This is a genomic window from Agromyces soli, from assembly GCF_022811605.1.
Lineage (GTDB): Bacteria > Actinomycetota > Actinomycetes > Actinomycetales > Microbacteriaceae > Agromyces > Agromyces soli.
Map to the genome: position 1 here is coordinate 2,203,994 of NZ_CP094533.1, position 25,122 is coordinate 2,229,115.

Annotated in this window: 23 protein-coding genes, 1 tRNA gene and 1 pseudogene; 15 read left to right on the top strand and 10 right to left on the bottom strand. The window is 67.5% G+C overall.

What is annotated here, in order from left to right:
• Position 1 precedes the first annotated feature (1 nt).
• The gene (locus MTP13_RS10610) at positions 2-652 is read left to right on the top strand and encodes a thymidine kinase (RefSeq protein WP_243567731.1); all 651 of its coding nucleotides are present in this window, start codon (positions 2-4) and stop codon (positions 650-652) included.
• Positions 653-718: 66 nt separating this feature from the next.
• On the top strand, positions 719-1,570 hold the full coding sequence (locus tag MTP13_RS10615) for a universal stress protein (RefSeq protein WP_243567732.1): 852 nt from the start codon (positions 719-721) through the stop codon (positions 1,568-1,570).
• A 59-nt stretch (positions 1,571-1,629) separates the two neighbouring features.
• On the opposite strand, the gene MTP13_RS10620 is transcribed toward MTP13_RS10615, so the two are convergent.
• The 3 genes from MTP13_RS10620 to MTP13_RS10630 form a co-directional block, all read right to left on the bottom strand.
• Positions 1,630-1,706, bottom strand: a tRNA-Pro gene (locus MTP13_RS10620).
• Positions 1,707-1,806: 100 nt separating this feature from the next.
• Positions 1,807-2,787, bottom strand: coding sequence for a metallophosphoesterase (locus MTP13_RS10625; RefSeq protein ID WP_243567733.1), 981 nt, complete (start codon positions 2,785-2,787; stop codon positions 1,807-1,809).
• Positions 2,784-5,417 (bottom strand): transglycosylase domain-containing protein, encoded by a 2,634-nt coding sequence (locus MTP13_RS10630; protein WP_243567734.1) that lies wholly within the window; start codon positions 5,415-5,417, stop codon positions 2,784-2,786. Before MTP13_RS10630 ends, MTP13_RS10625 begins: the two co-directional genes overlap by 4 nt.
• Before the next feature lie 159 nt (positions 5,418-5,576).
• Here MTP13_RS10630 and sp36 point away from each other — a divergent pair, with 159 nt between their 5' ends.
• Positions 5,577-5,804: a Sp36 family protein gene (gene sp36 / locus MTP13_RS10635; protein ID WP_243567735.1), complete on the top strand. Its 228-nt coding sequence runs from the start codon at positions 5,577-5,579 to the stop codon at positions 5,802-5,804.
• A gap of 2 nt (positions 5,805-5,806) precedes the next feature.
• On the top strand, positions 5,807-6,274 hold the full coding sequence (locus MTP13_RS10640; protein ID WP_243567736.1) for a RidA family protein: 468 nt from the start codon (positions 5,807-5,809) through the stop codon (positions 6,272-6,274).
• A gap of 76 nt (positions 6,275-6,350) precedes the next feature.
• On the opposite strand, the gene acs is transcribed toward MTP13_RS10640, so the two are convergent.
• A complete protein-coding gene (gene acs, locus MTP13_RS10645; RefSeq protein WP_243567737.1) occupies positions 6,351-8,306 on the bottom strand; it encodes an acetate--CoA ligase in 1,956 nt (651 codons plus the stop codon).
• Between the two features lie 460 nt (positions 8,307-8,766).
• On the opposite strand from acs, the gene MTP13_RS10650 reads away from it, so the two are divergent.
• From MTP13_RS10650 to MTP13_RS10660, 3 genes are all read left to right on the top strand, one after another.
• Positions 8,767-9,420 (top strand): ATPase, T2SS/T4P/T4SS family, encoded by a 654-nt coding sequence (locus tag MTP13_RS10650; RefSeq protein WP_243567738.1) that lies wholly within the window; start codon positions 8,767-8,769, stop codon positions 9,418-9,420.
• Positions 9,421-9,510: 90 nt separating this feature from the next.
• Positions 9,511-10,122, top strand: coding sequence for a hypothetical protein (locus MTP13_RS10655; protein ID WP_243567739.1), 612 nt, complete (start codon positions 9,511-9,513; stop codon positions 10,120-10,122).
• Complete coding sequence (locus MTP13_RS10660; RefSeq protein ID WP_243567740.1) at positions 10,119-11,189, top strand: XRE family transcriptional regulator; 1,071 nt, start codon at positions 10,119-10,121, stop codon at positions 11,187-11,189. Before MTP13_RS10655 ends, MTP13_RS10660 begins: the two co-directional genes overlap by 4 nt.
• Before the next feature lie 72 nt (positions 11,190-11,261).
• Here the strand turns inward: MTP13_RS10660 and MTP13_RS10665 are convergent, their stop codons facing one another.
• Together MTP13_RS10665 and MTP13_RS10670 are read right to left on the bottom strand one after the other, a co-directional pair.
• The gene (locus MTP13_RS10665; RefSeq protein WP_243567741.1) at positions 11,262-12,584 is read right to left on the bottom strand and encodes a recombinase family protein; all 1,323 of its coding nucleotides are present in this window, start codon (positions 12,582-12,584) and stop codon (positions 11,262-11,264) included.
• Positions 12,585-12,638: 54 nt separating this feature from the next.
• Complete coding sequence (locus MTP13_RS10670; protein ID WP_243567742.1) at positions 12,639-14,051, bottom strand: recombinase family protein; 1,413 nt, start codon at positions 14,049-14,051, stop codon at positions 12,639-12,641.
• Positions 14,052-14,174: 123 nt separating this feature from the next.
• Between MTP13_RS10670 and MTP13_RS10675 the strand changes: the two genes are divergently transcribed.
• Entirely contained in the window at positions 14,175-14,876 is a 702-nt protein-coding gene (locus MTP13_RS10675) for an AbiV family abortive infection protein (RefSeq protein ID WP_243570805.1), read from the top strand.
• Positions 14,877-14,976: 100 nt separating this feature from the next.
• Here the strand turns inward: MTP13_RS10675 and MTP13_RS10680 are convergent, their stop codons facing one another.
• The 3 genes from MTP13_RS10680 to MTP13_RS10690 form a co-directional block, all read right to left on the bottom strand.
• Complete coding sequence (locus tag MTP13_RS10680) at positions 14,977-18,303, bottom strand: type ISP restriction/modification enzyme (protein WP_243567745.1); 3,327 nt, start codon at positions 18,301-18,303, stop codon at positions 14,977-14,979.
• A gap of 50 nt (positions 18,304-18,353) precedes the next feature.
• Positions 18,354-19,331: a hypothetical protein gene (locus MTP13_RS10685; RefSeq protein ID WP_243567746.1), complete on the bottom strand. Its 978-nt coding sequence runs from the start codon at positions 19,329-19,331 to the stop codon at positions 18,354-18,356.
• A 187-nt stretch (positions 19,332-19,518) separates the two neighbouring features.
• Positions 19,519-19,818, bottom strand: coding sequence for a hypothetical protein (locus tag MTP13_RS10690; RefSeq protein ID WP_243567747.1), 300 nt, complete (start codon positions 19,816-19,818; stop codon positions 19,519-19,521).
• Positions 19,819-20,118: 300 nt separating this feature from the next.
• On the opposite strand from MTP13_RS10690, the gene MTP13_RS10695 reads away from it, so the two are divergent.
• The 7 genes and pseudogenes from MTP13_RS10695 (at position 20,119) to MTP13_RS10725 (ending at position 24,914) form a co-directional block, all read left to right on the top strand.
• Positions 20,119-21,084 (top strand): PD-(D/E)XK nuclease domain-containing protein, encoded by a 966-nt coding sequence (locus tag MTP13_RS10695; RefSeq protein WP_243567748.1) that lies wholly within the window; start codon positions 20,119-20,121, stop codon positions 21,082-21,084.
• 168 nt (positions 21,085-21,252) lie between these two features.
• On the top strand, positions 21,253-22,230 hold the full coding sequence (locus MTP13_RS10700) for a hypothetical protein (protein ID WP_243567749.1): 978 nt from the start codon (positions 21,253-21,255) through the stop codon (positions 22,228-22,230).
• A 136-nt stretch (positions 22,231-22,366) separates the two neighbouring features.
• Positions 22,367-22,864, top strand: a pseudogene (locus MTP13_RS10705) (ATPase, T2SS/T4P/T4SS family); the annotation flags it as partial.
• Positions 22,861-23,880, top strand: coding sequence for a type II secretion system F family protein (locus MTP13_RS10710; protein WP_243567750.1), 1,020 nt, complete (start codon positions 22,861-22,863; stop codon positions 23,878-23,880). The pseudogene MTP13_RS10705 and the gene MTP13_RS10710, both read left to right, overlap by 4 nt.
• Positions 23,881-24,035: 155 nt before the next feature.
• The gene (locus tag MTP13_RS10715; protein WP_243570806.1) at positions 24,036-24,209 is read left to right on the top strand and encodes a DUF4244 domain-containing protein; all 174 of its coding nucleotides are present in this window, start codon (positions 24,036-24,038) and stop codon (positions 24,207-24,209) included.
• A gap of 22 nt (positions 24,210-24,231) precedes the next feature.
• Positions 24,232-24,543: a TadE family type IV pilus minor pilin gene (locus tag MTP13_RS10720; RefSeq protein ID WP_243567751.1), complete on the top strand. Its 312-nt coding sequence runs from the start codon at positions 24,232-24,234 to the stop codon at positions 24,541-24,543.
• Positions 24,543-24,914, top strand: a complete 372-nt coding sequence (locus MTP13_RS10725) for an Rv3654c family TadE-like protein (protein WP_243567752.1) — start codon at positions 24,543-24,545, stop codon at positions 24,912-24,914. The genes MTP13_RS10720 and MTP13_RS10725 overlap by 1 nt, the downstream gene beginning before the upstream one ends.
• On the opposite strand, the gene MTP13_RS10730 is transcribed toward MTP13_RS10725, so the two are convergent.
• Positions 24,884-25,120, bottom strand: coding sequence for a hypothetical protein (locus MTP13_RS10730; RefSeq protein ID WP_230767642.1), 237 nt, complete (start codon positions 25,118-25,120; stop codon positions 24,884-24,886). The genes MTP13_RS10725 and MTP13_RS10730 overlap by 31 nt on opposite strands.
• Between the last annotated feature and the right edge of the window lie 2 nt (positions 25,121-25,122).

Below are 25,122 nucleotides of genomic sequence, written 5' to 3' on the forward strand. Positions count from 1 at the left end.
CGTGGCCAAGCTCTACTTCCGCTACGGCGCCATGAACTCGGGCAAGTCGACAGCGCTCCTGCAGGCCGCCTTCAACTACGAGGAGCGCGGCCACCGGGTGGTGCTCGCGAAGCCGGCGGTGGACACGAAGGGCGATCGCGAGATCATCTCCCGGCTCGGCGTGACCCGCGAGGTCGACTTCACGATCTCGCCCACCGAAGCGGTGCGCGAGGTCTTCGAGCAGCACCGGGTGCGCAGCGGCAAGGTCGACCGGGCGGGCCGCGACGTCAGCTGCCTGCTCATCGACGAAGCGCAGTTCCTCACCTCGGAGCAGGTCGACGATCTGCTCCGCATCGCCCTCCTCGACGGCATCCCCGTCCTCGCCTACGGCATCCGCACCGACTTCCAGACCGTCGCGTTCCCCGGCAGCCGCCGGCTCCTCGAAGTGTCGCACAGCCTCGAGGAGCTGAAGACGATCTGCCGCTGCGGGCGCAAGGCCATCTTCAACGGGCGGCGGATCGGCGGTCGCTACGTCTTCGACGGCGACCAGGTCGCGATCGACACTTCCGCCGGCCCCGTCGGCGACGGGGCCGAGGTCGAGGTCGAGTACGAGTCCCTGTGCGGGGTCTGCTACCTGCAGGAGTCCGGTGGGGTGCTGAACGGCCGCCACTGACGCGACGGCCGTGACGTGGGGGCAGATCCGCGGCAGGATGGAAGCACGCCGAGATCGGAGGCCCCAATGAACGACATCATCGTGGGTGTGAGCGCCGCAGGACCCGCCACGGACGCCGCGGTCGCCTGGGCAGCCGAGCGCGCCAGGGCGACCGGGGCCGCACTGCGGCTCGTGCACGTCGTCGACGACGCCATCCCCGCCACTGGCGACGCGGAGCTGCTGCTGGCCGCGCAGACGGCCGCGCAGGGATGCCTCGACAGCGCCGCTGCGACCGTCGAACGCGTGACGCCGGGCCTCGCCGCCACGCAGCTGCTCGAACAGGGCTCGCCCGTCGAGGTCTTCTCGAAGCTCTCGAATGAGGCCGCCCTCCTCGTGGTCGGCAGCGACTGGCACGGCGGCAAGCGCGCGAGCCGGCGCGGCGTGCACAGCCTGCGCATCGCCGCCGGCAGCCACAGCCCGGTCGCCGTCGTGCCCGACATCGATGTCTCCGCCCGCAGGGGCGTCGTGGTCGGTGTCGACGGCTCCGAGGCATCCGCGCGCGCCCTGGCGTTCGCGGCCGAGGAGGCGATCCGCACCGGCGAGCCGCTCGTCGCCGTCCACTCGTGGGACGTCGCCGTCATGGTCGGCGGCGAGTACGGCTACGGGGTCGCGATGATCGCGAGCGACGACCTGCAGGCCTCGGCCGCCGAGTTGCTCGACGAGGCGCTCGCCCCGACGGAGGCGGCGCACCCCGAGCTCGAGATCCGTCGCGAGGTCATCGCCGGGGATCCGGTGCAGGCGCTCGCCGACGCGGCCGACGAGGCGCGCCTGCTCGTCGTCGGCAGCCAGGGGCGCGGGGCGATCGCCCGATTCCTGCTCGGCTCGGTGAGCCACGGGGTGCTCGCGCACCTCGAGGCCCCGACGGTGGTCGTCCGCTGAGCGCGGCGGCGACTCGGAGAAACGAAGAACCCCCTCCTCGCGGAGGGGGTTCTTGCAGATGGTCGGGGTGACAGGATTTGAACCTGCGACCTCTTCGTCCCGAACGAAGCGCGCTACCAAGCTGCGCCACACCCCGGTGGCCGAGCGTTCCCGCTGAGCCTCAACAAGGATAGCCGATATTTCGCGGGCCGCTGACCACTCCGGACGGGAGCGCTCGGCGACGCCGCGTGGTGGCGCTAGACGGCCGGCGTGAGCGTCAGCAGGGTCGCCTCCGGCGGGCACGCGAAGCGCACCGGAGCGTAGATCGAGGTGCCGAGGCCGGCCGAGACGTTGAGGTACGCCGAGCGCAGGCCATGACGCCAGACGCTCAGCCCCTTCACCTGGGCGCGGGGGATGTCGCAGTTCGTGACGAGTGCGCCGACGCCGGGAACGCAGACCTGCCCGCCGTGGGTGTGGCCGGCCAGGATGAGCTGCGCGCCGTGGTTCACGAAGGAGTTCAGCACCCGCTGGTACGGCGCGTGCGACACCCCGATCGTCACGGTCGGGCGGGCAGCGGCGTCCGTGTCGACGTCGGGCCAGCTCTCGTCGCCGAGCGGATCGTCGGCCCGGAGCTCGTCGATCGCGGCGGTGATGACCTCGAGCCGGTCGTAGCCGCGATGCGGGTCGTCGACGCCGAAGAACTCGAGCCGGGTGCCGTTGATCTCGAGCGCAGCGGCGGCGTTGTCGAGGTCGGTCCAGCCGAGTTCCTCGAAGTAGGCGTGCAGCGCGCCGATGTCGAGCCGTTCGGCCTGCCGACGGTGGCGGCTCGGGCCGCTGAAGTAGGCGAAGGGATTCTTGGCCTGCGGGCCGAAGTAGTCGTTCGAGCCGTTCACGAAGACGCCGGGAACGCCCGCGAACGGCGCGAAGGCCGCGCGGATGCCGACGAGTCCGTCGCGGTGGCCGAGGTTGTCGCCGGTGTCGACGATGAGATCGGGCTCGAGCTGCGCGAGCTCACGCACCCAGGCCTGCTTGTCGCGCTGCCACGGAGCCATGTGCAGATCGCTCAGGTGCAGGACCTTGATCGGCGCGGCGCCGGCCGGCAGCACGGGCACCGAAGCGGTGCGCAGCGTGTAGTTCCTGCGCTCGACGAGCGCACCGTAGGCGAAGACGGCGGCGCCCGCCGCACCGACCGCCAGAGCGATCCGCGCGGCGGGCGCCGACCCGCGTGCTCCGGTCAACCGTCGCCCCCGCCTTCGCCGTTGCCGTTGTTACCGTCCTTGGCCTTGCCGATCACGATGGTGACCTTGGTGCCGGGCTTCGCCTTCTCGCCGCCACCGGGCGATTGCGAGAGCACCAGGCCCACCTGGCTCGGGTCGGTCGCGTCCTGCTCCTTGCGGTCGACCCGGTAGCCGGCGGCGGTGAGCGCGGCCTCGGCCTGATCGGCCTGGGCGCCCACCACGTTCGGCACCGCGGTGACGTTGCCGCGGCTGATCTTCAGCGAGATCGCCGAGCCGCGCGGGGCCTGCCCGCTCGCGCTCTGCGAGCCGATGGTGCCCTTGGGCTGGTCGGAGTCGACCTCGCCGTCCATGGTCCAGCCGAAGCCGGCGTCCTCGAGAGCCTTCTGCGCGGCCTCGGGAGCGAGACCGAGCACGTTCGGCACATCGGCCTGCGGCGTCGAGAGGTACTCGGACTTCGGCTCGGGGAACTCGGCGCCGGGGTACTTCGTGTTCGCGACGTCCATGATGCGCGGCCAGATGTTGTGCCGCAGCACCGCCGCCTGCTCGCCGTTGATGTAGGTCTCGCGCAGGTTCGTGTGGCCGGTGACGTTGTAGACGCCGACCACCGTCGCGACCCTCGAGGAGGCGCCGCTCATCCACGTCGCCTCGGCGTCGTCGGTGGTACCGGTCTTGCCGATCATCGGCGTGCCGGAGGTGTCCATCTTGTACAGGGAGGAGCTGCCGGTGCCGCCGGTCATCACGCGCTGGAGGGCGTAGGTCATGCCCGCCGCGACGTCTTCGGTGACGGCCTGGGTGCACTCCGACTTCGGCACCTCGACTTCTTCGCCCTTGCCGTTCGTGATGCGGTCGATCGCGATCGGCGTGCAGGACTTGCCCTTGCCCGCCACGGCGGCGAACGCGGTCGCCATCGAGATGGGGGCGATCTCCTCGGTGCCGAGGATGGCCGAGGGCCCGAAGGTGATCTGGTCGCCGTTCTCGTTCACACCCTCGCCGAGCGGCTTGCCGTCGGCGCGACCGGCGCTCATGAGCGCCGTCGCGGTGTTCTTGATGCCGCAGAGATCGAGCTGCTTGGCCATCGCGACGAAGCCGGTGTTCTCCGAGTTCACCGTGTTGAACAGGGCGGTCCAGTAGCCGCCGTTGCCGCCCTCGTCGTTGCGCGGGTTCCAGTCGCCGGCGTTGATGTCGCCGCCGCAGGTGTTCTTGAAGGTGCCCCAGTTGGAGCGGCGCCGGGCGTCCATGCTCTCGTTCACCGAGTGGCCCTCGACGAGCCATTCGCCGAGGGTGAAGATCTTGAACGTCGAGCCGGGCTGGAAGCCGTGCGAGCTGCCGTAGTCGATCGTCGCGTTGTAGTTCACCGCGTCGTACTGATCGCCCGTGACTTCGGGGTCGACGTTGTAGCTGGTGTTCTGAGCCATCGCGAGGATCCGGCCGGTGCCGACTTCGACGGACACCGCCGAACCGCCGATGTTCGCCTCGGGGATGCTGCCCGGGACGTTGTCGCGGATCGCCGAGTTCGCCGCGCCCTGCAGGTCCATGTCGATGGTCGTGTAGATGTCGAGGCCGCCGCGGGCGAGCAGGCGCGCACCCTCGTTGACGTCGTCGGTGGCCGGGTCGTCGAACTTGTTCTTGATCTCCCACGTCACGTAATCGCAGAAGTACGCGTAGTTGGGGGACGCCTGGCAGCCGTGCGAGGGCTGGGAGATCTTCGGGGCGACGGGCTCCGCGACGGCGGCGTCGTACTCCTCCTGCGTGATCTTCTTCTCCTCGAGCATCTTGCCGAGGATGTAGTCGCGCCGTTCCTTGTTCTCGAGGTATGGCACGACGTTGCCCTGCTTGTCGACGCTGTTCGCGCCGTTCGTCTCGCTGTCGGGCATGTCGAGCCGGAACTTCTCGGGCCAGTTGACGATCGCGATGAGGCTCGCGGCCTGGGCGAGGGAGAGATCGCGGGCGTTGGTGCCGAAGTAGTACTGGGCTGCGGCCTGCACCCCGTAGACCTGTCCGCCGAAGCCGGCGATGTTCAGGTAGCCGCTGAGGATCTCGTCCTTGGTGTACTTCTTCTCGACCGAGATGGCGTAGCGCATCTCCTTGAGCTTGCGGTCGACGGTGGTCTTGGTGTGCTCCTCCCAGGCCGCCTGCCGCTCCTCCTCGGTCTTCGCCTTCGACATGTCGTTGTTCACGAGCACGTTCTTCACGTACTGCTGCGTGATCGACGAACCGCCCTGCGTGTTGCCGCCGAGCGTGCTCAGCGCACCGCGCACGGTGCCGACGACGTCGACGCCGCCGTGCTCGTAGAACCGCGGGTCCTCACCGGCGACCGCGGCGTCCTTGAGGTACTGCGACATGTAGTCGAACGCGACCTCTTCGCGATTGTCGTCGTAGAAGTACGCCATGGGGGAGGGCGTGCCGTCCGGCTTCATGGCGTAGATGGTGGACTTCTGGGCGAGCGGATCGATCTCGAGGTACCCGGGGAGGTTCTCGAACATCGTGATGCTGTTGTTGGCGGCCATGCCGGTCACGGCGAGCGCCGGCGTCACGGCGGCCGTGACGAGCACACCGGCGAGCGCGCTCATGCCGAGGATGCCGAGCAGGCCCCCGGCGGCGCCGCTCGCCGTACGATTTTTGGCAGACATATAGTGGAGCCTAACGGAGAAGGCTGGCAAAACCCCGCTACGCGGGTCCGCCGGAATTCCGCGGCTGACACGCCGGATTCGGCACGATCGGATGCCGGAATGCCGGCCCGGAGCGCCTTCCCGGCCATCACACCCCCGCAGATCGAGCTCTGGAGCGCTATGACGACCTGGGAGTACATCACCACCCCGCTGCTGATCCACAACACGGCCGCGATCCTGAACAACTGGGGATCGGAGGGCTGGGAGCTCGTGCAGATCGTGCAGGGCCCCGAGGGCGGGCTGGTCGCCTACCTGAAGCGCCCGGTCGGCGGGGAGTCCTCGGCCGCCGCGAGCGCCGGAGCCGCGGCCGCCGCCCAGGCCGCCAAGCAGTTCGAGGGAGAGGCCTGACCATGTCCTACGAAGCACGCCTGACCGAGCTCGGCATCGAGCTGCCCGAGGTCGCGCCGCCGGTCGCGGCCTACGTCCCCGCGGTCGTCACCGGCTCGTACGTGTACACGAGCGGCCAGCTGCCGTTCGTCTCGGGCGCGCTGCCCGCGACCGGCAAGGTCGGCGACGGGCACGGCCTGGTGCCGGCCGACGACGCGAAGGCCTACGCCCGCACCGCCGTGCTGAACGCGCTCGCCGCCGTGCGCGCCGAGATCGGTTCGCTCGACCGGGTGGCGCGCATCGTGAAGCTCGTCGGCTTCGTCTCCTCGGACCCTGCGTTCTCCGGTCAGCCGGGCGTCATCAATGGCGCCTCGGAGCTGCTCGGCGAGATCTTCGGCGAGGCGGGCCGGCACGCGCGCTCGGCCGTCGGCGTCGCCGTGCTGCCGCTCGACGCGCCGGTCGAGCTCGAGCTCGTGGTCGAGTTCGCCTGACTCGCACCGGGCACGCGGATGCCCCGGCGGGAAGCTTCCCGCCGGGGCATCCGTCGTTCTGATGCCGAGCTGACGCCTAGCGCACCTGCTCGGTGATCGCCGTCATCACCGAGGTGTCGGCGAGTGTGGTGGTGTCGCCGACCTGGCGGCCCTCCGCGAGGTCGCGCAGCAGGCGGCGCATGATCTTGCCCGAGCGGGTCTTCGGCAGCTCGTTGACGATGAAGACCTGACGCGGCCGCGCGATCGCACCGATCTGGGTCGCGACGTGGCGGCGCAGCTCTTCCGAGGCCTCGGCCACGTCGGTCACGCGGTCGGCCTGGCTGGCCTTCAGGATGACGAAGGCCACCACGGCCTGCCCGGTCGTCTCGTCGGCGGCGCCGACGACGGCGGCCTCGGCGGTCCACGGGTGCGCGACGAGCGAGGACTCGATCTCGGCCGTCGACAGGCGGTGCCCGGAGACGTTCATGACGTCGTCGACGCGGCCGAGCAGCCAGATGTCGCCGTCCTCGTCGCGGCGGGCGCCGTCGCCGGCGAAGTACTTGTCGCCGAACTTCTCCCAGTAGGTCTCCTTGAACCGCTCGGGGTCGCCCCAGATGCCGCGGAGCATCGACGGCCACGGCTCGGTGATGACGAGCAGACCGCCGTCCTCGCCGCCGACCGGCTTGCCGTCGTCGTCGAGGATGTCGACGGAGATGCCGGGCACCGGCACCTGTGCGCTGCCGGGCTTCAGATCGGTCACGCCGGGGAGCGCGGAGATCATGATCGCGCCGGTCTCGGTCTGCCACCAGGTGTCGACCACGGGGATCGAGCCGCCGCCGATGACGTGGCGGTACCAGATCCACGCCTCGGGGTTGATCGGCTCGCCGACCGAGCCGAGCACCCGCAGCGAGCGCAGGTTGAACTCGTGCGGGATCTGCCGGCCGAGCTTCATGAAGGAGCGGATGGCGGTCGGCGCCGTGTAGAGGATCGAGACGCGGTACTTCTCGACGATCTCCCACCAGCGGCCCGGGTGCGGGCTGTCCGGGGTGCCCTCGTAGAGCACCTGGGTGGCGCCGTTCGCGAGGGGGCCGTAGACGACGTACGAGTGGCCGGTGATCCAGCCGACGTCGGCGGTGCACCAGTAGACGTCGGTCTCGGGGTGCAGGTCGAAGACGTTCTTGTGGGTGAAGGCCGCCTGAGTGAGGTAGCCGCCCGAGGTGTGCAGGATGCCCTTCGGCTTGCCGGTGGTGCCCGAGGTGTAGAGGATGAACAGCGGGTTCTCGGCGTCGAAGGCCTCCGCGGTGTGCTCCGCGGATGCCGTCGCGACCGTGTCGTGCCACCACTGGTCGCGGCCCTCGGTCCAACCGACCTCGTTGCCGCCGCGCTGCACGACCAGCACGTTCTGCACGCTGCCGCCGGTGGCGCGGTCGAGCGCATCGTCGACGACGGGCTTCAGCGGGAACACCTTGCCCTTGCGGTAGCCGCCGTCGGCGGTGATGACGAGTTTCGCCTCGGCGTCGTCGATGCGGGAGGCGAGGCTGTCGGCGCTGAAGCCGCCGAAGACGACGGAGTGGATGGCGCCGAGGCGGGCCACCGCGAGCATCGCCACGACCGCCTCGGGGATCATCGGCAGGTAGATGGCGACGCGGTCGCCCTGGCCGATGCCGAGTCCGGCGAGCACGTTCGCCGCGCGCTTGACCTCGTCGGTCAGCTGCGCGTAGGTGATGCTGCGGCTGTCGCCCGGCTCGCCCTCCCAGTGGATGGCGACGCGGTCGCCGTAGCCGGCGTCGACGTGCCGGTCGAGGCAGTTGGCGGCGACGTTGAGCCGGCCGTCGCCGAACCAGCGGGCGAACGGCGGGTTCGTCCAGTCGAGCACCTCGGTGAAGGGCGTCTCCCACTGGATGAGCTCACGGGCCTGCTCGGCCCAGAAGCCCAGGCGGTCCTCAGCGGCGCGGCGGTACAGGCTCTCGTCGGCGACGGCCTGGGCGGCGAACTCGGGGCTCGGGCGGAAACGCCGGATCTCCTCGAGCGCGTGATCGATCTGTGCGGTCATGGTTCTCGGTCGCTCCTTCGCGATGTGCATGGATCGGATGGGTTCGCCTGCCCCACCCAGCACCCTACCGCCAGGCTGGAAGGCCGTCGTACACTGTGTCGGTCGGCGACATGCGGCCGGCCGTTCTCGGGTGATCTACAACTGTCTGAGGGTTCGCGCAGAGAATTCTGTCTGTCCGCACAAATGAGGACAAAAAGTACTTGCGCATGAATCGAGAAGCCCTACACTGGGTACCGCCCGAACACTCGTTTCGAGGCCTGCAGCGTGCCGCATTCCCCCCAATCGGTACGCTGCCGAGGCGGCACCTGTTCCCCCCAATGGGTGCCGCCCCCTTCTTTTAAGCGGCGCCATCGCGCTGCGGGCGGCGGTCCTCCTCCACAACGGCGTGGGGGAGGAGCGCTATCCCCGGCCCCGCCCGCCCAGGGCAGCGGGGCGAGTCGGCCTCCGTACGCTCGCCTGCATGACCGATCCGTTCGTCGCCACCCCATCGTGGCTTCCGGAGGCCGCCGCGGAGGCCATGGCGCCGTGGCAGCACCCGCACGGTGCCACCGGGGTCGGGCTCCGGCCGGCCGCGCCGATCGGCGAGCTCCGTGCGGGGGGTCCGCCCCACCCGGCGCATCCGAGTGAGCCCGACGATCTCCCGCCGTCCGCGCCGCGGGTGCTCGAGCTCGACCTCCTCGGCGAGCTCGCGCCCTTCGCGGGGGCTTCCGACGTCACCGATCTCTTCGTGAACAGCGAGCGAGGGCTCTGGATCGATCGTGGCGCGGGTGCCGTGCACGAACCGGCGTGGGCCGCCGCCGAGGCCGAGGTCCGTGCGCTCGCGGTCCGACTCGTCGCCCGCGGCGGGCGGCACCTCGACGAGGCGAGTCCGGCGGTCGACGTCCGGCTCGGCTCCGGCATCCGGGTTCACGCGGTCCTTCCGCCGATCTCGACGGCGGGCACGCTGCTCTCGGTGCGCATCCCCCGAGCGGCCGGCCGCTCGCTCGACGGGCTCGCCGGGCTCGGCATGCTCGACGAGGCACAACTGGGTCGAGTGCGTCGCGCCGTCGCCCAACGCGAGAACCTGCTCATCACCGGCGCCGGCGGCACCGGCAATACCACATGGTCAAGATGACGCCACTATGGAGGGTTGAGATCCGTCACTCGCCACAACATGATCGGAGGCGCGTAGCGGCATGGAATCTTTGCTGGTATATTTTGTGGCATGACGTTGGACGCCTCTGCTGATTCGCTCTCCGAGTTCGTCGGACAGCCCGTGCTGTCGGCGATCGTGACGGCGCGCGACAACTCCGCGACGGACTACGCGAAGTGGCGGAGGGAGTCTCCTTCCGAGATCGCGAGGGCAACGTCACGCGGCCTGGCGAATCGGATCAGCGACAGCTTCGTGGCCCACATGGTGGCGGCCCTCGATGGTGTCGACGATGTTGTGTTCCGCGAGCGCGGCATCTCGCGCTACTTCGTCGTCCGCGACAAGGTCGTGCTGATCTGCAAGCGTCACAACGCGAAGGACAAGATCAGCTCCTATCCGACTCGCTCCGCGCTGGATGTGTGGGGTGGCGCCCCCACCTTGGAAGGTATGGGGACTATCAACCTCGCTGCGGGATACCGCTGGGACAAGGACGTGCGCGAGATCGGTGTTCCTGTTCTGTCGTATCGCAAGGGACTGCGCGCAAGTCCGATCTGGGTCGCGGATCTGAGCCGCGGTGAAGGTGGCGCATCCGCGCCTGTTCGGATCGTGCCCCCCACGGGGCCGAACCTCCCCACGCTCGATCTGTCCGACTTCGGACAGGAGCGCAAGGACGGCAGCCAGCCATGACCTGGAACGGCGACATCCTGCGGATGACTCGCCGTGCCGCAGGGAAGACGCAAGAGGATCTCGTCGAGGCACTCGGCGGACGTATCACTCAAGCTGCCCTGTCACGGTACGAGTCATCTTTGCGCGAGCCAGAGTCGGAAGAGATTCTGGAGGATCTTGCGGCTGCCCTGGGCGTGACCACGCGGTATCTTCGCGCGGGCGAGACCACCTCCCCGATGATCTCCTCCACCGCGCACATGCGTCGGCAGAAGACCGTCAGCCCAGCGGTCTGGAAGGACCTCGAAGCTCAGCTGAACGTTCATCGCGTGCACTGGTCACTTCTGGTCGAAGGGATCGACATCGCCCCGCAGCATCAGATCCCTGCATTTGAAGACCCCTCGGACACGGCCCCGGAGGACGCTGCAACCTTCGTTCGAGAGAAGTGGCGAATGCCGTTGGGTCCCGTCGAGAACCTGGTGGGTTGGCTCGAGGCTGCCGGCGCCATCGTCGTGATCGAGGACTACGGGACCGATCGTGTGGACGGTATGTCGCAATGGGTCGGTCCATGGCCGGTCATCAGCCTGAACTCCCGCGCGCCCGCAGATCGTCGGAGACTCACCGCCGCGCACGAACTCGGTCACCTCGTTCTGCACAACGCCACCCCGTCGCTTGACGCAGAAGACGAGGCCAACCGTTTCGCGGCCGAGTTCCTCATGCCCACGGTGGAGATCCGACCGCTCCTCAAGACTGGCGGGCTCTCCTTGGGCAGACTGACTGACCTCAAGGTTGAGTGGGGCGTGTCGATGCAGGCAATCTTCGAGCGTGCCTATCGGCTTGGCTTGGCAAACAGCGACGAGCGACGCCGGTTTTATCAAGCTCTGAATGCGCGGCGTTGGAAGAAGGTCGAACCGTACTCGGAGCACATCCCGGAGGAGAAGCCGCGTTTTGCTCGCCATTTGGTCGATGCGCTGCTTGCCCGCGGCCTGACCCAAGCCGATGTTGCCGAGATGGCCGGCCTTACCGACTTCCACGGCAGCCCGCTTCTCGACGGGCCGGAGGACAGCCGCCCCCGACTGACTCTCGTTTGACTGAGGCTTGAGCGGCCTCAGCTGTGCGGAGGATCGCCGAGCCGATCGAACGTGGTAGCCGAAAGCATGCGTTCACGCCGTAGGCAGGTCGAACGGCAGCAGCGCGCAAACCACGGCGCGACGAAACGATAGGGACTCCCAACGCCGGCGGAGTTCGGCCGGGTAAAGCGCGAGTATTCGCGCTCGGTTATAGGCGGTGAGATCCCGACCCACCTGGTCGATGTCGTCTGCGAGAGGTTGACGCTTGACGAGGTACTCAGCATGGCCGAGCTTCCCGGTTCCGAAATCGACGGCGAGAGCGGTGAACTGGAGGCGAGCTGTGCGGGCGCGTTCGAGCATGTCGCGAGGATGCGGTGGGTTTGGGTAGTCGGTGTTCGAGAATCGGGCGAGTGCGGTTGCTTCGGTTTCGGCGTCGAGGTCGTCGGCGGGTAGACACGGACTGGGGCATCGCGCGGTCGTGGTCTTGCAGAGGTAGAAGCGTTTGCCGTTGCTGGTGACGCCGGTGACCATACGTTTGCCGCATAACTGGCACCGGAGTATCCCGCCGAGGAGGCTGGTGGAGGAGCGGGCAGCGTCTCGGCGTGGTACGAGCAGGCTCACCTGGACGAGCGCGGATTCGTCTGGGGTGAGGAGGCGTTCCCAGGCCCCGGTCACGTATCGGGCTGCGGCATGGTCGCGTCTGCGTTGGTGGAGCCGGTCGCTGTCGAGCATGCTTCGTAGGGTTGTCGCGTGCCAGCCGCGGTTCGTACGCGGGGGCGCGATGCGGTCGGCGTTGAGGGCTCGGGCTGTGACCGTAGGGGAGAGGCCGAGGAGGTTGTCATCTACCACTCGGCGGATGACGGCGGACTCGACGGGGTGGAGGGTGCCGTCGCTGCGGTATCCGTAATGGCTTCCACCGTGCAGGAGTCTGTTGCGGGCGCGATGTTGTTGGGCGCGGGCGACGCGCGCACCTTTGTGTGCGGATTCGTAGTTCGCGAACGCGACGAGCTGCCGGGCGAACAGCCGTCCCTCGTGCTGGTTCAGGTCGAAGGATCCGCCCTGCACAGATTCGACGCGGATCGGGCGGGTGTCGAGCAGGTCGAGGAGTTGTTCGAGCTCTCGTGGCTTGCGGTAGAGGCGGTCCAGGTGCCACACGACCACAGTTCCTGCCTCGGAGCCCTCGAGTTGTCGGAGGAGCTGCTGGTAGGCGGGTCGGGCGCGGTCTTGGTAGGCGGAGACGGCTTCGTCAACGAACTCAACCGTGTGTGTGTAGCCGAGACGGCCTGCGAGTGCGGTGCAGTCGGCTCGTTGTTGCTCGATGGAGGCGTGTTCGCTGGTGCGGTTCGCGGAGATCCGCAGGTAGATCAGCGCAGTCGTCGTTGCGATGGGGCACTCCGATGTGAGCACAGCCCGCACGCCAGCTTCTCGCGGGAGCGAGAGCACCAGACCGGACCGCGAGTGGGCGGTTGGTCAGGGGCGGTAGGTGATGCGGACCCGGTGCGGATCGAAGCTTCGCCCAGGGTGCCCGGGAGCGATCCGGAGGCGGGCGATGAGGGTCGTGACTACCGCGCGGCGGTCGGTGACGTCGAGAGCGTCCCACCAGGCCTCCAGCGCTTGCCGGTTCCCGATCGGCGCCGCATAGAGCGCGATCGCCCCGTTAGCGGCGACCAGGCGCCGCTCGACGTCGCGCAACGCTCCGGTGGCGGCCTCGACCCCACTGCGGTGTTCCAGGCGGGTGATGACACGGTCCTGGTAGTCCTGATCGAGTTGGCCTATCCGGGTGTTGATCTCCGCGACCTGCCGCAGTAGCCCGCTCGTCGACGTGTTATCCGTACCTGCCCGCGGATGGGTGAGGCGGTGAAGGACGCGTTCGGTGACGTAGTCGTCGAGGTGGGTGGCGTTGATGCTCAGCCCGCCGCGTTCGGGACGGGAGGGGTCCTTCTGGCAGGTGTATCGCTGAGTGTTGCCGGCGGGTGGGAGCTTCCCGGTGATGGTGAGTCCGGCGCCGCACTTGCCGCAACGAGCGATCCCGCCCAGCAGCGTCGGCCGTGCCGGTGCGGTGCGCTGCCGTGCGGGGTCGGCGAGGATCGCCCGTATCTGCGCGGTCTCCTCCGGGGTGATGATCGGTTCCCAATCACCCGGGCCGAGGATCTCCCGCCCGCCCGCGGGGTCCGCTCGGGTGTCGGGGGCGTAGGCGCGTTGCCCGGAGATGCGGGCGGAGGACAGCACGCTGCGCACCGTGTACGGATGCCACAGCCCGGACGTCCCGGTCCTGGCACGCAGGGGCGGGATGCCGGAGCGATTGAGCCAGGCGGTGATGGAGCGGAGAGACTCGCCGGCGAGGAACCGGTCGGCCATCTGCCGGATCACCGCCGCCTGCTCGGGGACAAGGACCCCGCCGGGTCCGTATCCGTACCGGGCGGGGCCGTGCCAGACGCCTTGCTCGGCGAGGCGCTTGTTGGCTCGTTTGACGCGGTCAGACTTGTGTCCGGATTCGTACGCGGCGATCGCGACGAGCTGCCTCGCTATGAGCCGGCCCTCGGTGGTGTTCAGGTCAAACCCGCCACCACGGACAGCCTCGATCCGCACCGGGTGCTGCTCCACCAGGCCGATCAGATCCTCGAGCTCACGCGGCTGCCGGTAGAGGCGGTCGACGTGCCAGACGATGATGTGCGTCGTCCCGGCCCGCACCTGCGCCACGAGCGCGTCGTATCCGTTGCGGCGGCCGCCATCGAACGCGGAGACGTCGTTGTCGATGAATACCTGGGGATCGGTGAACCCGAGCTTCGCGGCGTGAGCGAGGCAGTCTTCTTGCTGGCGTTGGATGCCGGCTTGCAGCCCGGTGCGGTCCTGCGAGATCCGCAGATACACCGCCGCGTCCATCCGCATCTCCGATCCGACTCCCTCCCAGGCTACGGGTCGTTCGGTACCGGCCGTGCGAGCGACGGTGTCGAGCGGTCACATCGCTGTGTGGGGGGAGAGGTCGACAATGGATGCGTGGACACGATGACTCCCGAGTTTGCTCGTCGGTTCTGGAAGAGCCTGCTCGACAACGCTTCACGGCTCATCACCGACGCGAACGTCCTCCTCGACGCCGGTTCACACGGACGCGCGAGAGCACTGACCGTGCTCGCGCAAGAAGAGCTGGGAAAGGCCCTGTGGGTCTATCAGGAGTTTGAGGGTGCTTGGAGCGAGAGCACCGACAGTCCACGCGCCGTGGGCAGGCTCGACTCTCACGGGCGGAGCCATGTCGCGAAGTACCTTGAGGCGATCGAGTTCGGCAGCGAGCTCGAAGCCTTCTGGGGTGATTACCCGGAGATCGAAGAGCCAGCCGACGGAGAGAGCTGGGATGACGTTTTCGCTCGTCGTCGCGCACGAGCGAACGAGGCAGCGAAGGCCGCAAACCAGGAGAAGCAGTTCGGTTTCTACGTGGACCTTGACTCCACAGGCGGAATCGTCACGCCGCAGGATCTGCCAGCGGATCGGGTGGCAGAGGACCTCGAACGAGCCGCGCGCGTCGTTGAGATGCTCCTCATTCGTGACCACACGAGAATGAAGCACGATGCCGTCACCGAGTACGACAGCACCGGCGAGATGCAGTGGCGACTGATGCCGATTTCCCATCCTGCAGACTTCGCAGACTTCGTCCAGACGCTGCAGGGCCGGAACCATAGTGATGAGGATGAGCAGTCGCCTCAGACCGACTGATCGCGAGGCAGGCAGCTTCACGTCCGAGCAACCTACCCGCCTCTGTCGGGCAGGAAGCCTCGGACTGGCCGTGGAGTGTCAGACGGGCTTGGCCTTAGATCTACTCCAGCGCTTCGAGCTCGGTGAAGTCGAAGCCAACCTGGCCGGCCTGCTCGGCGCGCGCCTGTTTCGCCGCCAGCTTCGCTAGCGGCGTGGCGGTACTGGCATCTTCACCGAGTCCGGCGAGCCCTTCCACTGTCTCGCCAGCGAGAACGTCGGCGAGCAGTGTTGATTGTTCTTGCTCGAGCTCCACCAATAGGCCGATGACGTTTAGCAGATCGACGAGATCATTGGTGTACTCAGGCAGCCAGTGGTCGGGTTGGATCTTCATGAGGTCCGACACGCGACGTTCGCCGATAACTGGGCGTGAGCGGTCAGCTTTGCGGTAGGAGAACCACTTATCGAGGATGTTGACTCCATCGATCGCGTACTCGCGCATCGCAGGTGTCACTCGATCGACGACTCCGCTGCCGATTGTCAGCTGCTGCGAGCCCGCGTCGTATCCGAGCGTGTTGGGGAACTCTGCGCTCGTCATCGGGATCTCGGTAACGTTCCTGGGCGCGCGCTCGGTGGTCAGACGAGGTAAGCCGTTCACCGTGGCTGGGTGGTCGTCTTGCTTGAAGCGCTGGCCATACGTCTGATACCAGATGGATCGTTTCCCGACGGTGACAGCATGCTCAAATAGCCCGACATCGGCCGTGAACGGCACCCGAATGCCGGGGGTTGTTAGATCGCTGGCGAACTTGGTCGTGTAGGCGGGATGTGAAGTCACCGCGACGATGTACGCGATGACCTCTTCTGCTGTCGGCTGTCGCCGATAGGCACTCTCAAGGGTCGACAGCACTTCAGGTCGGAGGTTGGCTGTGGTAGCTGAAGCATCAGCCCAGAGGGGGTAAACGCGGCCGCCGCCATGACCACGATGATGGTGCATGTCGGGAGGCGTGGCCGCGACCGTCACCGCCGGCCCCTCAGTCGGGGAATCGGAGTTGGGTGCTGTCAGATACACCTGCTTCACCGACATCGTGGCCCAGAGCGTGGGGTTGGGGCGATTTAGGACGCGCTTGTCGGGGATGATCCAGGAGCGGTCGAGGTTACGGAAGGCGTACCGGACCGGCTTTTCAGCTGACGTGTCAGTGCTGATCGCACTCTCACGAAGTGGATACCCGGGCAACGGTTCTTTCAAGGGCTTGTCAACTGTCAGGCCTGCGCCCTCGCTGAAAAGTTCCCGCTGTCGGCCAACGCTCTTCTCCGCCTGGAGTGCCTTAATCCGCTCCTCTAGCGTCCAGGCATCGGATGCGATAACCCAGGTGCGGCCGGGCATCACTCCTGAGCCGTCGTACGCGAACAGGTCGTCAAGGAGCGGATGACGGGTCCACAGCGGGTCTCCCACAGCGGTGAACGGTGCGCGAGGTGAGTCCGAGACGGGCTTCCATCCATCGTCGTCGAGAGCGATGTCGGCGAGCTCCTTGAATTTCTCGGCGCGGTCCCCCGGTGTCAATGTGCGGGTCTTCACGGTGGCCGGCGCGGTACTCCCTCCAGGGCGGCGGACGGCGATGACGATGCATACCGGGTGAGGGACGGCCTGGAAGATTCGCGTGTTCACGGGAGGCATCAGGCCCTCGGGGGAGCAGTCGATGACGAAGATGTCCGTCGCTTGCTCGCGCATCTTGGCGCGCATTCGCTGGAAGCCATCGCCATCAAGGAATCCGGCCACGGTGATAAAGGTCACGATGCCGGGGGACTCTTTCGGTACCGAGTCGAAGACCTTCCAGGTCGCCCAGCGCCAGAAGTACACGTAAGAGTTCCGCAGCTGCTTCACGTGCGGCCCGAGCTTCCACTCCTTGGGCGGGGTGAAGTCGTTCAAAGGCACGAACCCGGCGTTAGCGCCCGTCTCGACCCAGCCACCCATGCCCTTGGCCTTCTCCTTGTACGGAGGATTGCCGAGCACCACGAGGATCTGCTCTTCGCGTTTAACCCTGTCTGCCTGGCGGCGTGACTCCGCGATTGGCTCGTAGAACTGCCCGATCGTCGAATACTCGGCGTTCGGGTCGCTGAGCGTGTCGGCCACGTATGTTCGCAGTTGGTCGGTGGTAGCTTCTGAGCCGAGCGCGGTGAGTTCAGCGAGCAGTCGCAGTTGGGCGACAGCGTAGGGGCCTAGCTGGATCTCAAAGCCGATGACCTTCTTGAGCCGCTCGGTCAGTGCGGCGCCCTGCGAAGCGGGGCCGTAATCGGTGGCATGACGCTCCGCCACGAGCCGCAGCGTCTCTAGCAAGAACGCTCCAGTGCCCATCGCGGGGTCGATCAGTGTCACCGATTCGTCGGCGAGACCAGCTGGCAGATCCAGCAGAGTCCGTACTGCCTCGTCGGTTAGGTGAGTCATCGACTCGACGACGGGGATAGGTGTGTAGTAGCTGCCGGTCTGCTTCCGCAGGTCACTGTCGTACGTCGCTAGGAAGTCTTCGTAGAAGTACAGCCATGCATCGCGGCGGCTACCCTTTTCCAGCTTCGGCCAGTCGACGGCAGAGAGCACGCGCTTCGCCGTGTCGAGTACCGCTTTCAGTCCTGACTCGTCTTCCGCAACCGAGCCGAGCACCTGAAGTGCTCGACCGATCAACGAGTTGGTCGCCCCTAGCTTCTTGCCGATCTGGTCAGTGTCCTGCTCAATGGAAATCCCTTTGGCTCGCGCGATGAGTAATCCGAACATCACCGCCTGCGCGTATCCGTCCGCAAACTGCGCGTCACTTGCAGTCGGGAATAGGAGGTTCCGCCAATCCTCCGCGGTCGAGCGAAGTGTCCTCGCACCGTCGCTCAGCTCGGCGACTACCTCGGCTCGTAGCAGCCGGCACAGGCGCGCCGACACGCGGGCAAGCTCACCCGCGTTCGCCGGAGCGATCGGCGCCCAGCTCAGGAACGCCCCCAGCATCCGTTCCAGCCAGTCGCCCGCATCAAGCGCAGCACCAGCAGTAGCGACATCGCCATCGAAGAACTCCACGCGGTCGACGAGCTCTCCGTTCTGCCAAAGCGACCAGGACTGAGAGTCCGTGTAGAGAACGTTCGGCAGGAGTCGTAGTCGTTCGAACTGCGACTTGTCGTGACCTCGATACTTACGCGGATCGGCGCCCTTGCCGAGCGCCTTGACCTCCACGAAGCCCGTGAGAGCGTTGCCGATGGTCACAGCGAAGTCGGGCCGCGAGGAGATGTCAGCCATCTTCACTTCACCGATGACGTTGACGTCAGTGAAGCCGAGTGCCTTAGCTGCCGAGCGGAGGAAGGTGTCGAGCGGTGTCCTCAACTGATCCTCGGGATCACCAGTCACGACAGGCTGCGCCAGCTTTTGCTTGAGTTCGACACCTAACGCGCTGACAGCTGCGGCAACGGTGTGAGACATGTCCCCACACTACCGGGCACCGGTTCTCCGCCCACGGAGGGGTGCAGGGTCTACTCGTCGTAGCGTTCGAACAGATCGGCAAGCGTCGTCGCGTTCGCTCCGTCACGGAAGCGGCTGGATATGAGGTCACCCGGGGTTGCGGTCGCAGATGCCGCAATTTCGTAGTAGCTGGTGAGGATCGCTGCTTCCCGATCGCGGTCTTTGGCTGAGGCGATCTCTGCCGAGGCGTCGTAGGCGTCGACCAGCAACTCGGGGAGTTCGAACTCCAGCGGGAAGTCGGGAAGCGCGAACCGGTAGCGCCCATCCACGAGAGCCCAGGTTTCACTCTCTCGGCCTGCCTCGATGATGGTCTGGTAGTAGATGAGAAGGAAGCTCTCGAGGCCAAGCTCGAGTTCGCCTCCGTCACCGTCGGGATCTTTCAGAACGGATGCCCAGCAGTCGCTATCGTCGAAGTACGCGACCGATGCGACACGCTCGACCGGGGAGAGGCCACGAATCGCGGGGGTAGTCGCAACTTGCGTCTTCGCGCGGTCGAGCGGGCGCTCGTCGAAGCCGTTGCTGCGCCCCTTAGCTTCCACGACCGCGCTGTAAGCAGCACCCCGGGTCGACGTTGGGTTGACGGCGACGAAGTCGGGGCGCCGTCCCGTCAGCGGGGTTCCCTGATGCTGGAGTAATAGATCGACGTGCACAAGGTGCGGGTAGCCGAGCACATACCGAGTCGTGAGGGCTGCCTGCGCCATCCCCAGGAAGTAGCTCACCGCGGACTTCTCAGACGGGTCAAGGTTGATGTACGCGTCCGTGCGCGTCCAGCTCTTGCCTGAAGTGGTCGGACGTAGGTTGGCCGCGACGATGCCGGTACGCCACTGCATCTCGGCGAGTGGCCGGCGACGCGCCGGATGGGAGGCGATCGTCGGTATTCCGACCTTCGCCGCGCAGTCCAGGAGCATCTTCTCAGTGACTGTGACGTTCTGCGGCGTCGAACGGTTCGGACGTGTGAACGTCCTCAGTTCGCAGTGGATATTGGGCATTCAACCTCTCCTAACGTGACCGCGCACCGCGAGATCGACCCTATGGCCGGCGTGCCTCGGGGCGCCAACGGAGGGTCTCATCGGTCTTCGGGACTGTCTTTCTTGCGCTCTTCAGCGGACCCCTCGTCCGCTGGACGCACGAGCCCTGATAAACATCTGTAGGCAGGTGATAGTGACGGCCGGCTGCTCAGTCGTCGACGTTGGCCCAAAGGTCGGGGTCGCTGCCGAGAATGTCGGCAAGGTCCCGGGAAGAGATGACCGCTGGGTCCTCCGTGGGCCAGGTAGCGGGCAGCAGGGACGCATCGGCTGTTGCGGGGCGCTTGACAATCTGCCAGTCGTCCCATCCGCCGCCAGGCTCCTTTCGGAGTTCCGCGACTGTATTCGTCCGTGCACGACCTGAGTTCTTCGTGTACACGGTCAACTTGGTGCCTTCGGGTAGAAATTTGAGCGCCGCATAGAGCGCAGTATCAGCGTTGATGACCGTCATAGACGAGACGCTACAGGGGCATCGTTGACGGCGCGCTGTCGAAGGTAACCAGGCGACTGCCAAGCGGGCCTCAAGTCCCGCGATGCGCCCGACGATTGGAGACGAACCACGCCATAAGCACTCGAAGGCAGACACGAAGACACGCGGGGGTCTCGTGCCACGCGGGATGGTGCTCGACGTCTTCGATCGCTGGCTGACGCAGTCGTTGACGCGAACTGCCAGCAGTCTCATCACAACAGGCCTTGAGGGACTGCGGGTGGGCTTTCTCTGAGTGCGACCCGGTCTCAATACACTGACGACATGTCGATTGTTGGCGCGCCGGTGGCCCAAGCGATTCCGCGCGAGATCGTTGGTGCTATCAGCGCCATCTTCACCGGCGGCGCCGGACCCTCGGGCCAGTACATTGACTCGGCGATGGAAGCTGCAGGGCTCGATTCAGCTGCGTACACCGGCAACAAGGCGGTTCGGGTCCGAGATGGCCTGTCGGCACGCCCCCCGCAGCGTGGATGGACGATGCTCGATGAACTCGTGCACGTCCTCCGAGACCATGGCTATTTTGACCCCCGGCCACTGCCTGGCGACATGGTGAGACTGCAATCCGCAATCGGAATGTTCGGCGGGCGCCTCACCGACGGGGGCCACATGACCTGGGGGACGAGCGTCGGCGATGCAATCGGACAGCCGATGGAGGGCCGGCCTACGGTCTCCGCACCTCGAATGACGCTGACGATCCCCGAGGCGGCGCCGCCGCCTCCCCTCGCGCAACCGGCGGACCCGACCATTCCCTCGCACGAGCGGCTCCTGTGGCTCCTCGAACGAGTCCCCCAGTCGTTTAGTGCGCTCGTTCAGAGACGACGTCAAGGTCACACCGCACTCACCTTGGCGGACGAGTACGACCTACAAGATGCGACCGAAACTGCACTCCGACTGCTCTACGACGACATCCGGCCAGAGGAGCGGAATCCGTCGTATGCCGGGCGCTCGTCGACGCAGGACTTCCTTCTGTACGAAGTGAAGACGATGGTCGAGATCAAGGTGACGAGGCCTGGTCGCGGCAATGTTGCGATTCGCGACGAGATCATTATTGACAGCGAGATCTATCGGGCTCATCCCGATGTTGAGCGGATGGTCTTCGTCGTGTACGACATTGCGGCAACGATCCGCAACCCGTCCGGATTCGAGCAGGCTCTGTCGACACCGATCGACGGCTACGCGCGCGACACACTAGTCGTGCCCTGGCCGTACCCCGTCGCTCCAGGGACCTGACGTCGTCGTGGTCGCGAGGGCTCTGGTCACTCTGGTCGACGACACGGGGTAAGTCGCTGCGCCCGTTCTCAGATAACCTGCGGAAGACGCTGACCACCAAGCCAAAGGCGGGGCATTCAGATGAGCCCATCAAACTCGAAGGCGCGACGCGCTGCGCATGCAGCGAAGGTGACTGCTCGCAGCGCCCAGAGTTCCGGCATCGTCAAATGCTACGTCGAGCGGTTCGAGAATGCCGTCGGCGCACCGGACCTCCGCCTTCGTGAGAAGTCGACCAAGCGGCTCGTGAGGGTCTTGACAGACAACCAGATGTTCGGGTCAGTCGCGCCGTTGTCGAACCTGTTGCAGGACTGCTATGTCCATGGAGGCGGGCTCGTCGAGCCACGGGGCCGTGCAGAGTACATCGCCATCGCCGCGCCGATCGTGACGCAAAACGCTCAGGAGATCTCTGTCGCATTCGAGGGCTTCTCGGTGCAGGTCCACATCGCAACCGCGGACATCGCATCTCCTCCGACATCCGTGTGGGCCTACATCGAGGAGTACCCCGTCGAGGACGGGGGCCTTGGTCTGCGTCTCCGGCAGAAGGTCACGGGTCGGAAGATCGAGATGTACGGCAGAAACCAGGAGCATTTGCTCACGTTCCTCAGCAGCCCGCAGTTCACAGGAGCCCACACCTACATGGCCAACCTTTACCAGAAAGACGGCTTCGAGGACTACGTGCTGGTCTCCGGGGGTACGGCAACAGACTCGTACGACGTGCTTCTCTTCAACGACGGTGCTGAACTCACCTACCTGCTTGGCCCGACACCTGACACCGCATACCGGGATGCGTTCCGCGTGCTGACAGAGGAGTCGGCGCCGGAGGCGCACGCGCGTACCGCGCAGACGCACTTCGACAGGGGCCGGTATCGCGAGGCCGTGCTCTCCGCGCGACTCGCTGTCGAAACGGCGTGCGGCGGACGTGGACTCGATGTGAAGCGCCGGCTTGCCGATGCTCCCGCGGACATCACGACCGCGGCTGAAGCCCTGTACGGCAAGCGCCATGTGGCCGTCCATGAGGGCGAGACTCGAGTCGAACAGCCCGATGCCATACAGGCGATTCGCGCGATGCATCAAGTCCTCAGCTACCTGGAGTCGACGCCTTCCTGAGGGGCCGGTCGCTGTTCCCGTGCGCTTGCGCGTCAAGGATGACAATGCGCACTTGACGAGCACGGTGTGATGATCGGTGCTCGATGGAAATCCCTGATCCTCAGTCTCTTTTGGAATGATAAATGTAGGGGGTATTGCAGCGAAGACGACGCTCCTGGCCGCCGTGCTCGGCGCAGCCCCGCCGCACGAGCGCATCGTCGTCATCGAAGACGTGGGCGAGGCGGTCATCGAGCACCCGCACGTGGTCTCGCTCGAGTCACGACAGCCGAACCTCGAAGGAGCCGGGCGCATCGGGCTCGATGCGCTGGTGCGCGAGGCGCTGCGCATGCGTCCGGATCGGCTGGTGGTCGGCGAATGCCGAGGCGCCGAGCTGCGGGAACTCCTCTCGGCGCTGAACACCGGCCACGACGGGGGCGCAGGCACGATGCACGCGAACTCGCTCGCCGACGTGCCGGCCCGCCTCGAGGCGCTCGGCGCGTCGGCGGGACTCTCGGCGGACGCCGTCGCCCGGCAGGCCGTGAGCGCATTCGACCTCGTGCTGCATCTCGAGCGCCGCGGCGGGGTGCGCACGCTCGCCTCGATCGGCCGGCTCGTGCTCGACCACGACCGGCTCGGCGTCGAGGCGGCCCGATGACCGCCCGGCCGTGGAGCACCCGGGCGAGCCGCCGACTCACGTCGATCCGTCGTCCGAACGGCGCCGCCGAGGAATCGGCGATCGAGCGCGCGGCGGCGGTCGCCGAGCAACTGGCGACCCTGCTCTCGGCAGGTGTCGGCGTCGCGGCGGCCTGGTCGCACCTGGTGCCCGTCCCCGATTCGGATGCGGATCGCCCGACGGGCGCGGCGGACACGGCTCGAGCCGGTGATCCGCAGCCGGACCCGGTCATCGTGGCCGCAGCCGCCGCGCGCGAGGGGCTCCCGGTGCACGAGGCGCTGCGCCGCAGCGGCTCGAGCGGGCCCTGGCGCACCCTCGCCGCGGCCTGGGAGATCGCCGCCGCGTGCGGCGCCCCGCTCGCCGGCAGCCTGCGCGAGCTCGCCGCCGCCCTGCGCGACGAGGCCCAGCTTCGGCGCGAGGTCCGCACCGCGCTGGCCGGGCCGAACGCGAGTGCGCGCCTCGTGGCCTGGCTCCCCGTCGTCGCGATCGGCTTCGGCCTGCTGCTCGGGTTCGACACCGCCCGGGTGCTGCTCGGTTCTCCGCTCGGCCTCGGTTGCCTGTTCGCGGGACTCGCCCTGCTCTGGGCCGGGCGGCGATGGAACCGGGCGCTGGCTGCACAGGCCGCGCGCGGCGCCGCGGATGCCGGAATCGAGTACGACCTGCTGGCGATCGCGTTGACGGGCGGCGTCTCCCTCGACCGGGCGCGAACGCTCGTCGAGGCGGCCCTGTCGGACCGCGACGGCGTGCGCGACGTCCGCGAGATCGATCGGATCATCGGGCTCGCAGCCGCGGCCGGCGCCCCGGTGGCCGAGCTGCTGCGGGCCGAGGCGTTCCGGGTCCGTCGCACGGCGCGGGCTCGAGGCGTCGCGCGGGCGGCGGCCCTCGGGGTGCGGCTGATGATCCCGCTCGGCGTCTGCGTGCTGCCGGCCTTCGTCCTGCTGGGCGTCGCGCCCCTCGTCATCTCGGTCGTCTCCGGCACCTTCTCAGGCGCCGGATGACCGCCCTGCTCGTGCCACCGCCGACCGCCGCTGCGGTCAGACAAGAAGAGAGGTACCTCATGAATCATCGAACTCGTCCGCATGGGAGCTCGGCCGAGGCGGTGACGCTCGCAGCCGAGGGCGTCACCGTCGGCGGTTCCGTACGATGGCGTCGTTTGCGGGGCATCCGGCGCCGCCTCTCCGGCGATCGGGGTGCCGCGACCGCGGAGTATGCGGTGGCCACGATGGCCGCGGTCGGCTTCGCGGGACTCCTGGTCGTCATCCTGCGCGGAGACGAGGTGCGCGGCATCCTCACCGAACTCGTGCGGAATGCGCTCAGCGTCGGCTGAGACGCGCCGCGAGCGCGGCAGCGTGACCGCGGAGCTCGCGGTCGCGCTGCCCGCGGTCGCCGCGGTGCTAGCACTCTGCCTCGGTGCGGTGCTGCTCGCCGCGCAGCAGGTGCGCCTGAGCGACGGCGCCGCCGACGCGGCTCGGGCGCTCGGTCGCGGCGAGTCCGCGTCGACCGCCGCCGGGATCGCCGCGCGGGTGTCGGGGGGAGCGGTGTCGCTCGGCTCCACGAACGACGGCACCTTCGTGTGCGCGACGCTTCGCGCTCCCGCCGCCGGGCTCCTCGCCGCCATCGAACTGCGGGCGTCCTCCTGCGCGCTCGCCGGAGGTCGCTGATGTCCGGCTCCGTGCTCGCGGTCGGGGTCGTCGGAGCGTGCGCCGCCACTGCGCTCGCCGTGCTGCCGCTGCTCGGCATGCACGTCGAACGCCAGCGCGCCGCGCACGCCGCGGATGCCGCTGCGCTCGCCGCGGCCGACGCCTTGACCGGTGCGGTGCCCGGCGTGCCGTGCGAGCTGGCCGTCGAACTCGCACGCCGGAACGGCGCGACCCTCACCGCGTGCGAAGCCGATGGGGCGACCGCGACCGTCGCCGTCGAGATCGAGTTCCCGCTCGGCTCGGCGGGGGCGCGGGCGAGAGCTGGGCCGCCGGCGACGGCCCGCCGCTCGGGCAGGCGGCCTCAGTCGAAGACGGTCTCGATGAAGCGGTAGTCGACCGCGGTCGGACGGGCGTCGCCCGGCCCGTCGAACTCGAGGCCGGCCCCGCGCGCGTAGACGTAGCGCTTGCCGGCGTCCGCGTTCAACTCGATGCGGGGGCGAGGGTCGCCGCTGTCGAGGAACGCGGTCGCGACGGTCTTGCCTTCGAGTGGCCCGTCGATCAGCTTGGCGGTGTACGAGCCCGAGGATGACGTGTCCATGC

What these genes read in the sequence shown, in the direction of transcription:
- MTP13_RS10730 (WP_230767642.1), bottom strand. Translation starts at nt 25,120, where the DNA reads ATGGACACGTCATCCTCGGGCTCGTACACCGCCAAGCTGATCGACGGG.
- MTP13_RS10675 (WP_243570805.1), top strand. Translation starts at nt 14,175, where the DNA reads ATGACTCCCGAGTTTGCTCGTCGGTTCTGGAAGAGCCTGCTCGACAAC.
- sp36 (WP_243567735.1), top strand. Translation starts at nt 5,577, where the DNA reads ATGACGACCTGGGAGTACATCACCACCCCGCTGCTGATCCACAACACG.
- MTP13_RS10690 (WP_243567747.1), bottom strand. Translation starts at nt 19,818, where the DNA reads ATGACGGTCATCAACGCTGATACTGCGCTCTATGCGGCGCTCAAATTT.
- MTP13_RS10695 (WP_243567748.1), top strand. Translation starts at nt 20,119, where the DNA reads ATGTCGATTGTTGGCGCGCCGGTGGCCCAAGCGATTCCGCGCGAGATC.
- MTP13_RS10630 (WP_243567734.1), bottom strand. Translation starts at nt 5,417, where the DNA reads ATGTCTGCCAAAAATCGTACGGCGAGCGGCGCCGCCGGGGGCCTGCTC.
- MTP13_RS10710 (WP_243567750.1), top strand. Translation starts at nt 22,861, where the DNA reads ATGACCGCCCGGCCGTGGAGCACCCGGGCGAGCCGCCGACTCACGTCG.
- MTP13_RS10685 (WP_243567746.1), bottom strand. Translation starts at nt 19,331, where the DNA reads ATGCCCAATATCCACTGCGAACTGAGGACGTTCACACGTCCGAACCGT.
- MTP13_RS10680 (WP_243567745.1), bottom strand. Translation starts at nt 18,303, where the DNA reads ATGTCTCACACCGTTGCCGCAGCTGTCAGCGCGTTAGGTGTCGAACTC.
- MTP13_RS10650 (WP_243567738.1), top strand. Translation starts at nt 8,767, where the DNA reads ATGACCGATCCGTTCGTCGCCACCCCATCGTGGCTTCCGGAGGCCGCC.
- MTP13_RS10655 (WP_243567739.1), top strand. Translation starts at nt 9,511, where the DNA reads ATGACGTTGGACGCCTCTGCTGATTCGCTCTCCGAGTTCGTCGGACAG.
- MTP13_RS10725 (WP_243567752.1), top strand. Translation starts at nt 24,543, where the DNA reads ATGTCCGGCTCCGTGCTCGCGGTCGGGGTCGTCGGAGCGTGCGCCGCC.
- acs (WP_243567737.1), bottom strand. Translation starts at nt 8,306, where the DNA reads ATGACCGCACAGATCGATCACGCGCTCGAGGAGATCCGGCGTTTCCGC.
- MTP13_RS10670 (WP_243567742.1), bottom strand. Translation starts at nt 14,051, where the DNA reads ATGGACGCGGCGGTGTATCTGCGGATCTCGCAGGACCGCACCGGGCTG.
- MTP13_RS10660 (WP_243567740.1), top strand. Translation starts at nt 10,119, where the DNA reads ATGACCTGGAACGGCGACATCCTGCGGATGACTCGCCGTGCCGCAGGG.
- MTP13_RS10615 (WP_243567732.1), top strand. Translation starts at nt 719, where the DNA reads ATGAACGACATCATCGTGGGTGTGAGCGCCGCAGGACCCGCCACGGAC.
- MTP13_RS10640 (WP_243567736.1), top strand. Translation starts at nt 5,807, where the DNA reads ATGTCCTACGAAGCACGCCTGACCGAGCTCGGCATCGAGCTGCCCGAG.